The sequence below is a fragment of the Sulfurospirillum multivorans DSM 12446 genome (assembly GCF_000568815.1).
Taxonomy (GTDB): domain Bacteria; phylum Campylobacterota; class Campylobacteria; order Campylobacterales; family Sulfurospirillaceae; genus Sulfurospirillum; species Sulfurospirillum multivorans.
The window spans coordinates 1,722,671-1,735,557 of record NZ_CP007201.1 but is presented as its reverse complement, the minus strand read 5'-3'; the positions used below and the strand labels follow the sequence as shown (position 1 = coordinate 1,735,557).

The 12,887-nt window shown below is 30.8% G+C and carries 16 protein-coding genes; 10 read left to right on the top strand and 6 right to left on the bottom strand.

Translation table 11 applies throughout. The annotated features are described in order from the left end of the window. The first annotated feature begins 476 nt into the window (after positions 1 to 476). The 5 genes from SMUL_RS16640 to SMUL_RS08895 all read left to right on the top strand — a co-directional run bounded on the left by SMUL_RS16640 (position 477) and on the right by SMUL_RS08895 (position 4,303). The gene (locus SMUL_RS16640) at positions 477 to 1,091 is read left to right on the top strand and encodes a metallophosphoesterase family protein (RefSeq protein ID WP_025344920.1); all 615 of its coding nucleotides are present in this window, start codon (positions 477 to 479) and stop codon (positions 1,089 to 1,091) included. Positions 1,092 to 1,777: 686 nt separating this feature from the next. Then, positions 1,778 to 2,944: a tyrosine-type recombinase/integrase gene (locus SMUL_RS08910; protein WP_025344919.1), complete on the top strand. Its 1,167-nt coding sequence runs from the start codon at positions 1,778 to 1,780 to the stop codon at positions 2,942 to 2,944. Beyond that, positions 2,937 to 3,404 (top strand): hypothetical protein, encoded by a 468-nt coding sequence (locus SMUL_RS08905; RefSeq protein ID WP_025344918.1) that lies wholly within the window; start codon positions 2,937 to 2,939, stop codon positions 3,402 to 3,404. Before SMUL_RS08910 ends, SMUL_RS08905 begins: the two co-directional genes overlap by 8 nt. Before the next feature lie 280 nt (positions 3,405 to 3,684). Beyond that, positions 3,685 to 3,954: a hypothetical protein gene (locus tag SMUL_RS08900; protein ID WP_025344917.1), complete on the top strand. Its 270-nt coding sequence runs from the start codon at positions 3,685 to 3,687 to the stop codon at positions 3,952 to 3,954. A gap of 97 nt (positions 3,955 to 4,051) precedes the next feature. Further along, positions 4,052 to 4,303, top strand: coding sequence for a hypothetical protein (locus tag SMUL_RS08895; protein ID WP_038533238.1), 252 nt, complete (start codon positions 4,052 to 4,054; stop codon positions 4,301 to 4,303). On the opposite strand, the gene SMUL_RS08890 is transcribed toward SMUL_RS08895, so the two are convergent. The 4 genes from SMUL_RS08890 to SMUL_RS08875 form a co-directional block, all read right to left on the bottom strand. Beyond that, positions 4,300 to 4,491 carry a hypothetical protein gene (locus tag SMUL_RS08890; RefSeq protein ID WP_025344915.1) on the bottom strand — a complete coding sequence of 64 codons (192 nt, stop codon included), beginning with the start codon at positions 4,489 to 4,491 and terminating at the stop codon, positions 4,300 to 4,302. The genes SMUL_RS08895 and SMUL_RS08890 overlap by 4 nt on opposite strands. Further along, positions 4,488 to 5,723: a type II restriction enzyme gene (locus tag SMUL_RS08885; protein ID WP_025344914.1), complete on the bottom strand. Its 1,236-nt coding sequence runs from the start codon at positions 5,721 to 5,723 to the stop codon at positions 4,488 to 4,490. The genes SMUL_RS08890 and SMUL_RS08885 overlap by 4 nt, the downstream gene beginning before the upstream one ends. A gap of 9 nt (positions 5,724 to 5,732) precedes the next feature. Next, complete coding sequence (locus SMUL_RS08880) at positions 5,733 to 6,506, bottom strand: DNA adenine methylase (RefSeq protein WP_235674099.1); 774 nt, start codon at positions 6,504 to 6,506, stop codon at positions 5,733 to 5,735. Between the two features lie 125 nt (positions 6,507 to 6,631). Then, complete coding sequence (locus SMUL_RS08875; protein ID WP_025344912.1) at positions 6,632 to 6,883, bottom strand: helix-turn-helix domain-containing protein; 252 nt, start codon at positions 6,881 to 6,883, stop codon at positions 6,632 to 6,634. Positions 6,884 to 7,108: 225 nt separating this feature from the next. Between SMUL_RS08875 and SMUL_RS08870 the strand changes: the two genes are divergently transcribed. After that, positions 7,109 to 8,053: an IS1595 family transposase gene (locus tag SMUL_RS08870; RefSeq protein WP_235674098.1), complete on the top strand. Its 945-nt coding sequence runs from the start codon at positions 7,109 to 7,111 to the stop codon at positions 8,051 to 8,053. 6 nt (positions 8,054 to 8,059) lie between these two features. Here SMUL_RS08870 and SMUL_RS08865 read toward each other — a convergent pair whose 3' ends face one another. Together SMUL_RS08865 and SMUL_RS08860 are read right to left on the bottom strand one after the other, a co-directional pair. Next, positions 8,060 to 8,308 carry a hypothetical protein gene (locus tag SMUL_RS08865; RefSeq protein WP_025344910.1) on the bottom strand — a complete coding sequence of 83 codons (249 nt, stop codon included), beginning with the start codon at positions 8,306 to 8,308 and terminating at the stop codon, positions 8,060 to 8,062. Positions 8,309 to 8,389: 81 nt separating this feature from the next. Then, positions 8,390 to 8,827, bottom strand: coding sequence for a hypothetical protein (locus SMUL_RS08860; protein ID WP_025344909.1), 438 nt, complete (start codon positions 8,825 to 8,827; stop codon positions 8,390 to 8,392). Positions 8,828 to 8,964: 137 nt separating this feature from the next. Here SMUL_RS08860 and SMUL_RS08855 point away from each other — a divergent pair, with 137 nt between their 5' ends. From SMUL_RS08855 to SMUL_RS08840, 4 genes are read left to right on the top strand one after another with little or no spacing between them, the layout of a single operon-like run. Continuing rightward, positions 8,965 to 10,044, top strand: coding sequence for a hypothetical protein (locus tag SMUL_RS08855; RefSeq protein WP_025344908.1), 1,080 nt, complete (start codon positions 8,965 to 8,967; stop codon positions 10,042 to 10,044). Between the two features lie 59 nt (positions 10,045 to 10,103). Then, on the top strand, positions 10,104 to 10,868 hold the full coding sequence (locus tag SMUL_RS08850; protein WP_148295284.1) for a hypothetical protein: 765 nt from the start codon (positions 10,104 to 10,106) through the stop codon (positions 10,866 to 10,868). Then, positions 10,852 to 12,402 carry a site-specific integrase gene (locus tag SMUL_RS08845; protein WP_025344906.1) on the top strand — a complete coding sequence of 517 codons (1,551 nt, stop codon included), beginning with the start codon at positions 10,852 to 10,854 and terminating at the stop codon, positions 12,400 to 12,402. Before SMUL_RS08850 ends, SMUL_RS08845 begins: the two co-directional genes overlap by 17 nt. Further along, positions 12,383 to 12,877, top strand: coding sequence for a hypothetical protein (locus tag SMUL_RS08840; RefSeq protein ID WP_025344905.1), 495 nt, complete (start codon positions 12,383 to 12,385; stop codon positions 12,875 to 12,877). Before SMUL_RS08845 ends, SMUL_RS08840 begins: the two co-directional genes overlap by 20 nt. Positions 12,878 to 12,887 lie beyond the last annotated feature (10 nt).

The following is a 12,887-nucleotide window of genomic DNA, read 5'->3' as shown; positions in this document are numbered from 1 at the left end:
GTATGCTTTTAAGCACACTACCAGATATAATTTTATTTACCACCCCTTGGGCCTGGTGGATTACAAGGTCTACCACTTGGTTGACTATTCGGACGACAATCTGCCATTTGAACAGTACTTTTTGCCAAAACTTTAGGTTTTGTATAAGCCATAACTTTACCTCCTTTTGAAAAATTTTACTCCTGCTAATTAGCATTTGTATACGATTAATTTAGAAAGTACAATTGTTTATTTTCATTATAAATATAATTTTTATATGAATAATTAAGTGTACATTATTTCATAAGTATACTTATAGTTTTCGCAAAAAAATATTCTTTAAAAAATTGAAGTGAAATACCAAAAAACTTTAATATGTCTAGTCTAGTTTTGTGGTATGTTTACCCAACTATCACAAATTTAAGGTTAATCTTCCACTCATCATATCCTCGTTACAATAACTGCTAATTCATCTCGTTTATTTTAAAGGTCACTTTGTGTCATTATTCATTATTGCAGATACCCATTTTGGTCATGATAATATTAAACTCTATGAACCTTTACGTGAAAGTATTGATGATGAAATGATGATAGACTTGTGGAACAGTGTTGTGAGTGATGAAGATGAAGTGTGGCACTTAGGTGATTTTGCCTTTAAGTCCAAAGGTTGGGATTATACCAAAGTGCTTAAGGGAAAGATTACCCTCTTAAAAGGCAATCATGATTTTAAAAAAAGCAGTGCATTTTTAAAAGAACATGGTTTTAATAGAGTGATTGATTCGATTGTGCTTGATATCCCATTGGAAGAAAAGTGTGTAATTGAACAACGCTTACATGATACGTTCTCTCAAGAACTTTTAGACTCATGCATCTGTTGGATTCAAGACTTTCAAGGCAAACGTATCTTATTCTCCCATTACCCTTGCTTTTATAATGATGTCTATGCCAAAGAGATTGAGAATGAGAGAAAAGCAGTATTAGAAACTCTGTTTGATTGGTGTCACTGTGATTTAAATTATCATGGGCATATTCACTCTAAAATCAACGAAGATAAGCGTTGTGTGAATGTTGGTGTGGAACACACACGGTTTATGCCTTTAAAGCTATGCTAGATAGCTTAAATCATCAATATATTCTCATATTTATCCAGGACAATTTATCAAAAAAGTCTATTTAGATGAATTAGAATATTAGCGAAAGACAAATAGCAGACAAACTCAAAGTTTACTCTTCTTCGTTTTATCACTTTATTGCTTGTACTTACACCTCAAATGGTGCTATACCTTTCCAAAACACTTGTCAGATCAATCGATAGTTGGTTAGCAATACAAAATTAATATAGTCTTTACATTGCTAAAAGAACATTGAATCTTCGTCAAGTTAAAAGGTTGTTTTGGTATTAAATATAATATGCCAACGAGTAACTATAAATTGTGCTAAAATTTTCATCTCAAAAGTAGTGAGATGTATGCCCACCTTTTGGTTGGATATTCCAGTGTCCTTCCACTTCTTACATGTACTATCTTTTAATAATGATGCTAAGGTCGGAGCTCTAAAGGCTCAGGCCTCACTACTTTCACCTTTTATTTCTCATTTCTGAATCTAGAATCTATCCGTATAAATATCACGTTTTTAAGGAACAAATATCATATTTATAAATTTTTTTCTAAGCTTTTAATAAGTGGTATTTTCAAAGTTAATTTATAAATTTATAAAAAAAAAGTTATGCCTAGAATACAATAAACAATCTTCCTCTCAATCATAGATTATTAAATTTGCTGAAAACAAGGATTTATTCATGTATCAGTTGCGCTATGGCAGGAAAACTCATAATAATGGGACAATAACGTATTTTTTCTTCATATGTAGCCCTAATGTTCCAGATTTTTATTCTAGCTTATTTGTTAGTAATCGATCAAAAAATTCATTAAAATATGGGAAGCTTGTTGGTCATATTTTGGTGAAATTTTTCAACTTTTTATTAGAAAGAGACACTGAATACTGGAATGCGACTGATGCTGATATCAAAGCTTATATTCTTTATATTATTAATTTTGATTCAAAATCTTGTGAAATTGTAAATGAGCCTAATATAGGTTTCACGACAATCATGAGGCACAAAGAAATGATAATTCGATTTTACAAATTTCTTTGGCAATTTACAGACCATAGTGTCCTTGAAATCAATAATTGGCACAAGGGTAATTTTTTACAATACAAAACAACATTATCTTTACGCTGGGATCATGTTGAATCTATCACTGATGCAACACTTGATCTATTCCTTACTAAATTCAAAACAGCAAACAAAGAGTATGTGATGGAATACTCTGATGATGAAATAAAAGCGATCTATTCAAATTTTACTAATTATAGAAATCGATCCATTTTTCTTCTTACACTACATGGGATGAGAATTGATGAAGTCCTTTCTGTCAAGCTCAAAGATTACAACCCTAGAGATAACACAATCATACCAAGTCGCTCAAAAGGTAAAGGTCGTGGTAAAAAACGAACCATCGTTCTAGGTGATCAAACGGTCAAAGTTATTGAAAATTATATTTTACATGAGCGTAATCCTGCTGAAATAAAAGCTTTAAAGTACAATGATGCACTATTTGTCAATACCCGCGCAATTGAAAAAGAAGTTCATTTTAATGAATACTCTGCTTCGTCTTTTCGTAGTGCCTTGAAGATTGCGGCAAAAAAAGCAGGCATATTAGGTAATGTGCGTACACATTCTGGACGTTCTGACAAAGCTACAAAACTTGTAAAGGCTATGGTGAATGGTGAATTGAATCTCACAGATGAAATCATTAGACATATCATGGGATGGAAAACAATTGACTCAATCACGCCTTATGTTGAGCATGCCAATGCTGCAATAGTTAAAGATTTTGCAAAAAAACATGCTGAGGATATTAATCAACGTTTATTAGAATTACAAAGAAAGCTTGATGATTAAATACGCTTACAAGAATAAATTTCATTATATTGTCATTGAACAAGAGATGTTTAACTTATCACGACATAGTATTCACATTTTAAAAGAGATTTCTTTGCAGTTTAATGAATGGCGTTATTTTGTGAAATTATTACATAGTAAGAACCTTGTTTTATTGGAAATAGCTGAAACAATATTTGATGAAAAGCGATCTCTAAAGCTTGAGAAAGTGGTTTGGGCATTATTGGAAATAGCACTGCAAAAAGATTCAAAATTGGTACAAGTTTACTTGGAATATCATGCACATGTATGCTTTTCTCAATATTGGATTCATCAGTATGCTTACTTTGAATATCATGGTTTCAATGTACAAAATAGAGATTTTTTCAGGGGTAAAATAGATAAAGGTATTACATCATTTAATCAATATATTGACAACATAATAGACAATGGATTTACTGACAATTCCGATATTATGTAGCACGCGCACAAGACTTTTAGCCTGATTTCTCGTTAGACTTTCACTTAAAATAATGGATTAATGTTGTAGATAACAAGAAGGAAAGAGGAGAATAAAGCACTCCAACCTATATGATTCGACTGAGCGTAATCTTTTTATTACGTCAAAGAGTGCTTTGAAATAGTATCCACTAAAAGTGAAACAGCTCAAGCACAGATGTGGAGCCAAAAATACTATTCCGATATAATTATACGCTAAAATATCACAATATTTCAAGCCCATTTTGCAAAAAGGATACTACTTGGAAGCAACAGCTATGCAAACACAAGCATTGAATAACTTGATTCACATGCGAACAGAATGTCAAAAAGCTTTAGATCAGTTATTAACTAAAAAAGATGAGTACAGGCATTTTGACACTTTTCACAAAATTGTTGAACTGAGCCAAGTTCTTATTGATGCAAGTGCCCCAGAGATGAATGAGAATATTGAATTGGATTTGCTTATTAGCAGAACAGATAGTCTATTGAATCAAAATGTTGTTTTATTAGATTTATATGAAAAGTTTTAAAATTTTGATTATTTAGTAAGAATTTAATAGTTAAATTAAGTAAAAAAACATTTTGATTGATTTATAATGTTAGAAATTCATTTCTAAAGGAATTAAAATGGTTTGTACACATGGTCATAGATACGATCCAAAATTTGATGGGCTAAATGATGCTCAAAGTGGAGAAAAGCGTCATAAATGTTGTGGATGTGCTTATGATATTGGCTTTAATGCAGGGCAAAATGGACTTCCAAACGTAATAGATTTATCAGTACTCCCAGACAGTCAAGCAGGAACAGTACGACATAAAAATGCTCAAGAGGCTTTCGAATTAGGCTATACAGATGGTCAAAATTCAATAAATAATTAATGTTTGGTGATGACTAATTCATCACCAATACTCAATTGATACTCATCGTATAATTTCTCCAAAACCAAAGTCGTTACTTGCTCTGTAATATCTATTTGTGATTCTAAAAAGTTATCACTGGAGTAAATATTTAGAGTTATCTTGCCTGTTTGTTTATCGTATTCAATTGTATGAATATCTGCACTCAAAATAATTTCTTTTCAAAAAAATTATTAAAATACTTAATCCATGAACGAATAGTAGATAATCTTCGTTTTATAGTTGAACCACTGATATGATATCTTGCAAAATCAGCTTCATTCTGAGGTAACCCTTTGAGTACCTTGTAGCAAATTGTTTCTGAAAAAATAATGCGAGTAAATTCTTCCATTCGCTTTTCAATATTTAACGATAATAAGTATTTTCCTTGTTCTGTTAATGCAATACATCCATTCCAAACCGTACAAAGGTTCATCCATCTTAGAACATTAAAATAGTAATCGTATTGTCTTTCAACAAGTTCAATATCAAAATTACCAATAATATTTACTTTTTGTGGGCATTCCTCATTCTGAATATTTAAAAAGATTGCATGAATTTTTTCAAAATCATCAGCTTGAGGAAATGGGATTTCATCATTAACCAATAATCTGGTAGGTTGCTCAATATTTGATAGCTGAAAAGTTGATACCCTACTAAAAGCAAAAGCTTTTTCTTCTTCATGTGATGCTGTTATAATATTGCCGTCATATTTGAAAGGAATAAATCTAAAAATATCATCTTGATAATAAAAAATAAAGCTTTTAACTTCTTTTCTTCGACCACGTAATTGATTTTTCCAGAAAAGCTCAGGATATAACAACTGCCTAATGTTTATATTTCCTCGATATCCCAACTTTGCTTCAATAAGGTTTACACTTTTCGCTCCCTCATACCCACCATCTACTTCAATTTGTACACCATTAATATCATAGGGGATAGAGTTTAGGCTAAAGGAAAGCTCCCCTCTCAATCGACCACGTATTGTAAGTAGAGTTTTTTCTCCAAACACGTCATCAAGAATGTTTGAAATATTTGCTATATCAAGTGCAGCGGATTCACTTTGAATATTTAAAGGGTCTAAAGTGATAATGCCATTAGTTGGCTGTTGGATAATTTTTACATGACATTGTGGTTCTTTCTCAATATTAATGAATGGGTCAGTACGTGCAATACGATAAAGTCCATTCTGAATAGCAAGGATTGATAATCCATTCTCTTGCATCACAGTAGGTAAATGCTCTCTATGATCAATTTTCGTCATGAGTCGCGCTTCTTTGCCATCTCTTCTTTTTATTTCATCTGCACTAATATCGAAATAGCTATCAATAGTGATTTTATCTAAAATTTTTAAATCATCAAATATGTTAGTCCACGCATCATTATTTGATATTTTTGTCATAATCTATCCCTAATAATTAGTTACAATTACTTCTTTAACTTTCCCTCGACCAGATGCTTTTGAATTAATGCTTCTATCTGCTTTCACTGTATGAATTTTATATCCTTCAACATCATATAATTCAAGGATATAGTCGGTATATGAGTTGGAAAGCATAAAGTATGCTCCTTTTTCATCTATGTGATCACATAATTCTCGAAGTCTTAATTGCATATCTTCATCAAAGCCTTTGTCTGTATAACCTGTAAAGCTAGAAGTTGCATTTAAAGGAACATAAGGAGGATCAAGATACACAAGATCTCCTTCTTGTACTTTATCTTTAATCAGGTCAAAATCCCCAGTGGAAATTTCAGTATTTTTTAGTAATTCGCTACAAGCTCTTATATTATCTGGGTCACAATAACTTGGTTTTGAATATCTACCAAAAGGGACATTACATTGACCTTGAGAATTTACTCTATATAGCCCGTTAAATCCCACTTTATTAAGATAAATAAATCTACTTGCTTTTTCAATATTAGTCAGTGACTTAAACACCTTTTTATCTCTATCTAAAGCTCTTATGTTGTAATAATATTCTGATTCATTTTTATGTTTACATACGCTTTCAATAAGTTCTTCAGGCTTATCTCTTACTATAGTATATAAATTGGTAAGCTCACTATTATAGTCATTTATAAAAGCATTTTGAGGCTTTAATTCAAAGAATAAAGCACCCCCACCTATAAACGGCTCAAAATATCTATTATACTTTTTAGGCATTAATCTTTTAAGGTCAGCCATTAACTGCCTTTTCCCGCCTACCCATTTAAGTATTGGTTTACACATATTTTGTCCTTTTATTTTTTATATATTACAAAATGAAGATAATAAATTCTAAAAATATTTCATTTTGTAATAAATTACAATTATTCTACTTCTTTAGTTTCAGTTGATTTCCAAGATCTAACCACTTTCACTATATCATCATTATCAAGTTCATTAAGCATATTAAGAAGCGCTTTCATAGCTAATGGCTTATTCGTACCTCTAATATATTCAGTGTAGGTTCTTGGTTTTACACCAATACGTTTTGCCATTTCCTCTTGCTTAATGATTTTCTTAAGCTCTTTTGCTTCAATGAGTTTGTGTATTTTATTGATTAAGTCATTTAGTTCCATAAAGGTATGTTATCGTAAAGTTACTTATTTTAAGCTTATATATATCATTAAATAATATAAATATGTATTTTATAGATATTTATATGAAATATTTAAGTTTTTATTATACATATTTATGTATAATATTGATATAAATAAATAAGAGGACTCAAAATGTCACAACATTTCTTACTTTCTGCACAAGCTAGAAACTTATCACTAACGAAAATAGTAAAAATGAGTGACATGGAAGCCTTTGAATTGATGAAGTCTATTCGATGGTCAGATACTAATGGTGAGCCAGTATGCCCTTGTTGTGGAAGTGTTAAAAAACCATTTTTTCTAAAAACACGTATGCAGTTTCGTTGCCGTGAATGCTTCCATACGTTTAGTGTTACCAGTGGCACTGTGTTCGCAGGACATAAACTCTCTTTGCAAACTTACCTTTTAGCCATTGCACTTTTTACCAATGCTGCAAAATCTATCAGTGCGTTACAACTCTCTCGTGATTTAGATGTGCAATACAAAACAGCATGGGTTTTAACACATAAAATTAGAGAATCATTGATGGAGTATAATCTTCAAGATAAATTCGAGGGAACCGTTGAGATGGATGGTGTTTACGTCAATGGGTATATACGACCTGCAAACAACATTGATGATAGAGTTGATAGACGTAAAGTTTTCAAACCCAATAAACGTGTTATTATCTCTGTAAGACAGCGTGCAACGCTTAGTGATGAGGCTATTGGTGCTATTAAAACAAAAACCTTTGTTCTCAAATCTGAAAATGCTACTGACATTAGAACTATTGCCTACAATCATATCAAAGCAGGAACTGCCATTCATGCAGATGAATCAAATGCGTATGATGATCTTCATGCTCACTATACAATGAGACGTGTTAATCACCAAATTGAATACCGTGGTGATAATGGTGAAAATAACAACCAAAGTGAGAGCTATAATGCACGGTTTCGTCGTATGCAATATGGACAACTTCATAAAGTGGGCAATCTTTATCTTTCAAACTATGCCAATGAAATTGCTTATAGAGAAGATACAAGACGTTGGAGTAATGGAGCTATTTTTCGTGACATTCTTACAAAAGCACTTCACGCCCCTGTATCCAATGAGTTTTGTGGCTATTGGCAAGGCAACAAGAGAGTAAGTGAAAGACTTGGTGCATAAAATGAATTATTGGTAGTGTTCTATACCAATAATTTGATACTCGGCTTCTGTCAATTCTCGACCAAGTACACTTTTTTTCAATGTGTTATCGTAACTTATAAGGCACGCTTTTTTATTGGGATAAACAATATATATACCGCCGTTAGGTATTCCATCAGCGCATAAAATAACGTTTTTACCCTCTTTGTGTAACTTCAAAGGCAGCCCTTCAAAAGTCTCATCACTTAAAATTTTGTCTAAAAGACTTTCACTCATTATCGTTTTATCCTTTTAACATTATAAGCGTTTAACCATCTAATATTATACAGCGAAAATATATGCTTAGTTGATTTTTGTTTATTTACTATCTAACTCTTTTATTTTCCAAATGATCATTAAGCCATCTTTTCCTACTTTTTGAACTAAGCCAGAAGCCTCAATGGTTGAAAGTGATGCAATGATAGTTTTTTGAAAGTTGTGTTGCTGTGCTTCATTGTCTAACGGAATACCTTTTTTCTCTGCAACACGTAAAGCAATTTCATTGGTTTTCAGTGGCACATCAGATGATTTTAGTACGTCTAGGATAAGCTTTTTCGCTTCTCCTGTTTCAAAATAACGATGTGGCATTTTACGAGTGGAAGTTTTAGTATAAGATTCATCAAAAAGAGCAATAGTTTGATTTAAAACACTAAGATTTAAACGAGCTTTTTTAATTAATGCTTCATAACCTTCAATGCTACCAAGTATCTCTTTTTTCTTATCTAATAGCCCTGATATAATTGGATTTGTTGACATGTTGTGACCTCACTTTTTAAGTGAAAGTCTAACGAGAAATCAGACTAAAAGTCTTGTGCGCGTGCTACATAATATCGGACAATTCTTTACCATTAAGAGTTTGTCCAACAACAAGATATTATGCTAAAGTCAATTATATGAATCAAGGTTGGAGAAATATTACACTTGATTTTCACTTTTCATTCAGTTTACATAAAAATATACATATGACACTTAAGATGATTGATGGTATTAAACAAGTGTTTAGAGAAAATGGAACTTTAAAATCTATAGCCAAAGAATTCAACATTGGCACTTCAACTCCAATGATGTATGCATTTGCAATTTTTCCAAAAGAAATGTTTGCATTAATCAAAAAAAGCTTTAGAAAACAACTACTCAATAATCATGAAATTTCTTTATCTAAAGTACTCCAAATTCATATTGAACAAGAAAATAATTTTTTGAAAAAACTACGATTCTACGATGAAAATATTTATCAAAAACTTATTCAGTTATCATTGAAGTATCAACAAATACAAATTAGACTTAGTAATATATTCAATAAAATAGTCATTACAAAATTCGCTACACAATACCGTTTAGGCTATATTAAAAATAATAAATGGCAAAGCTTTTATCTCAATCTCAACATTATTGCAAAAGATACAGTTAGTTCAGATATTAAAACATATGCTTTATATATTGCGGCAAATGATAAAAATAAACGTCTGATTCAAATTGCAATAGAGTTTTTTAAATATATAAAAATTACATCTAAAATAAACAACCTTGATATTAAGCAGATAAAAGAACAAGACATTGCCAATTGGTTGAATCATAGTAGCAATGTTAAATCGCTACGAACATGTAAAAATGCTATTTCTGCATTTTATAAATTTATGTCTAATCAAAAAGCAATTAATCATTGTACAGATTTTGAAGAAATACTTGTTATTTACAAAAAAATAGCAAGAGCCTTTTCAATAAAAAACAATATAGCACAAACTCCTACAATGCCTTTACCTGAAGAAGTTTTCTTGCAAATTAGTCTTCATCTTGATGAATTATCGCCAGAAATAAAGAATTCTTTTTTAATTATGTCTGCGACAGGATGCAGACCTTCCGAACTTGCATATATAACTCCCACTTCACTTGCTTATGACAAAAAACTTGATTGTTATATTCTGAATATATTCCTTAATAAACAAAAAAAGCATATGCTAAAAAAGGATTAAAATCAATACGAAAAGTTCCTATATATAGTGAAGATGTTGTAAATGCATTTTATAGACAAGTGACACTAAGTGAAAATATTAGGAAAGAGTCCAATAGTAATTCAATTTTTATTAGAAAGACAAATAATCGTGCACATCAAGTAAAGTTTCATATTCCGTCAAGTAAAGAGTTTATTCGTGCAATAAACTCCTTGATACAAAAATATGACATAAAGGCTGACCTTGAAGATAAGTTATGGAATTATACACCCTATCAAATGCGCTCTATGCTTGCTACTACAATGGTAGAAAAAGGACATGCTCCTGAGGAAATTAAAGCGTTCTTTGGTTGGTTAACAAACCATACTCCTGAGCGAGCATATGCTTTCATTAGGGAAAAAAAGATTGAAGAACTGAACACAGATTTATTTAAAAGACATTTTAAAATTTCGTTTGATGAAAGCTACTTAAAAACTTATACACGTAGTGAAAAAGAGCACTTATTTGTGGAACTATATATCCATAAACGAAAAATGGAGTATGGTGATTGCATTAGACATCCTATTATGGGTGAGTGCGGTAAGCTTCAAACATCTGATAGTTGCGCAAGTTGTGCAAGGCTTATAACAGATCTTCCTTATTTGAATACATGGACTAAATTTCGTGATAATCAACAAATAATCTTTGATGCATTGATTCATGCATTAGAAAATGAAGGAATTTCCAAAGATGAATATACGACTTGGGCGGAATATACTATTCAAAAACATCGATTAGATGCGTATAAGAGTATAGTAGACACCTTATTATCAGTGCAAAAGGCAAAAAATGGTAGCAGTTGCTAATAATATAACTTACATTCAAAAATTTGCCTTTAAAACAATACTTGAAGAACAACGAAATAAAGAAAAAGAGGCAGAAGATCAAATTATTACAATGCTATCTAAATATTCTTCATCATCATTTCATGAAGATTCTTGGATACTGGATAAAAAATCTAACAAATCACACCCTGATAGCTTGTCATATAAATATTCATTCAATCTTTTAGGTACTGAAGGAAAATATATAGCAAAATTATTTACTGTAATTGTAATAAGTAATGGTGGCAATCAATCTATCATTAGAAATCTCCATAAATACTTTATTTATTTATTTAAAGAAAATTTGAATTTATTGCAAATAAGAAAAGAGATATTTCAACATTATATGTTTTACTTAGATTCATTAAGGGGAAAAAATGGGAAATTATTATCTGAGTCTTATAAACATGTATTATTGAAAAGCGCTTTAAAATTCCATACTTTAATAAATGGACACTCTTCATTAGCATTTATCCAAGGGATTGAAGCTATTGAAAATCCTTATGATAGAAAATCAAAAGACAGTAAATATAAAGTCATTGAAAATGATATTCTTGTAAAACTTGACAATATTTTTAGCAAAGAAGAAACATTGCTTTTTCTAAGGGTAGCATATTGGATTATGCGCTTATTTGGGACAAGGCCTGAAGATACTCTGAATTATCCTCTTGATTGCATTAAAAAACTCTCAGAAGATATTGTAACTATAAAGCATGCTATTCTTAAAAACTCTAAGAATAGAGGAAAACTAGATTACAAAATAGGCTTTTTAAATTCACATGAACCCATGCAAAAAATGCTGATAAATCTTATAGAAAAACAACAACATATTAGTATGCAACTACAAGAAAAAGCTAGTAAAAAAGGATTTCTTTTTACGTACCAATATGAAACTAGTACAATACAATATCTTTCTACTTACATGCTATCTAACTATTTTAGAGCTATTCAAAGGAAGGAAGGAATTGAAGAATCAAAACGAGCAATTCCACGGGATTTTAAAAAAACGGGTATAACAATTCGTGCAGAATTTGGCTGGACAACTCCACAGCTCCAACAATTTGCAAATCATCGAACTTATGATTCAATTGATGCATACTCTGAGCCTTCTTTAAATTTTATGATAAAAGAACAAAGAAAAGTATTAGAAAATTCAAAAGAGTTATCAAGCCAGTATATATTTAAAGGGAAAATTATACATAATCTGCATGATATAGCTAAAGACAAAATATTATCCAATCCAAGAGCACATAAAATTGCAAATCTTGGATTCTGCCCAGATATTAGAAGCTGTGGACATCATTTAGAATGTTTAGACTGCAAAGATTTAATTCCAGATAATGAATTGAAAGATTATTACTTAGAACAAGCAGATCGATATTTGAAAATATCTGAAAAGCAATTAACTATAAATGATAAAACTAATGCCAGAGATTCGTATCATCGAGCAACATTGTTTGCCGCATTGTATAATAAAGTCAAGCAGGGAGAAGAAGATGATAAAAAAAAGAGGTAACCCAAATTTAAATCAACATGCACATGAAAAAAAAGAAAATACTATTAGTCTTATCCGACAAGCAATTCTGTTGTTAGAAGAAAATTTTGAAATCAAAACTATACAAGCTGTTAGTGCAAAAACTAAAGAGATTGATCCACGTAAGAAAGGTGTCAGTGAAGCAGCCTTCAGAAATAAAGAACTTGAACATATACAATCGTTGATGATAGAACTACGAATTGGTAAATATGAATCTTTATCAGTAACTTCAACTGAGTTAGAAATTGCAGAACAATTATTCCAAGTGAAAAAAGAAATCAAGAAAAAAGATGAGGAGCTTCAAAAAATAAAAGATCAGAAAAAAAAGTTGAGTAGAAAAATTGAAACGCTAACTATTGAGAACGAAGAACTAAGAGTAGTAATTTATGAAATTGAAATGAAAGCTAAGATGAAGAAGAATATACAGTTCGAAAATAATATAAATTTACTCAAATAATAAAAGGTTA

Bases quoted from the DNA above. Each gene is read 5' to 3' on its own strand.
- SMUL_RS08910 (WP_025344919.1), top strand. From the start codon at position 1,778: ATGTATCAGTTGCGCTATGGCAGGAAAACTCATAATAATGGGACAATA.
- SMUL_RS08905 (WP_025344918.1), top strand. From the start codon at position 2,937: ATGATTAAATACGCTTACAAGAATAAATTTCATTATATTGTCATTGAA.
- SMUL_RS08895 (WP_038533238.1), top strand. From the start codon at position 4,052: ATGGTTTGTACACATGGTCATAGATACGATCCAAAATTTGATGGGCTA.
- SMUL_RS08885 (WP_025344914.1), bottom strand. From the start codon at position 5,723: ATGACAAAAATATCAAATAATGATGCGTGGACTAACATATTTGATGAT.
- SMUL_RS08880 (WP_235674099.1), bottom strand. From the start codon at position 6,506: ATGGCTGACCTTAAAAGATTAATGCCTAAAAAGTATAATAGATATTTT.
- SMUL_RS08875 (WP_025344912.1), bottom strand. From the start codon at position 6,883: ATGGAACTAAATGACTTAATCAATAAAATACACAAACTCATTGAAGCA.
- SMUL_RS08870 (WP_235674098.1), top strand. From the start codon at position 7,109: ATGGAAGCCTTTGAATTGATGAAGTCTATTCGATGGTCAGATACTAAT.
- SMUL_RS08865 (WP_025344910.1), bottom strand. From the start codon at position 8,308: ATGAGTGAAAGTCTTTTAGACAAAATTTTAAGTGATGAGACTTTTGAA.
- SMUL_RS08860 (WP_025344909.1), bottom strand. From the start codon at position 8,827: ATGTCAACAAATCCAATTATATCAGGGCTATTAGATAAGAAAAAAGAG.
- SMUL_RS08855 (WP_025344908.1), top strand. From the start codon at position 8,965: ATGAATCAAGGTTGGAGAAATATTACACTTGATTTTCACTTTTCATTC.
- SMUL_RS08845 (WP_025344906.1), top strand. From the start codon at position 10,852: ATGGTAGCAGTTGCTAATAATATAACTTACATTCAAAAATTTGCCTTT.
- SMUL_RS08840 (WP_025344905.1), top strand. From the start codon at position 12,383: ATGATAAAAAAAAGAGGTAACCCAAATTTAAATCAACATGCACATGAA.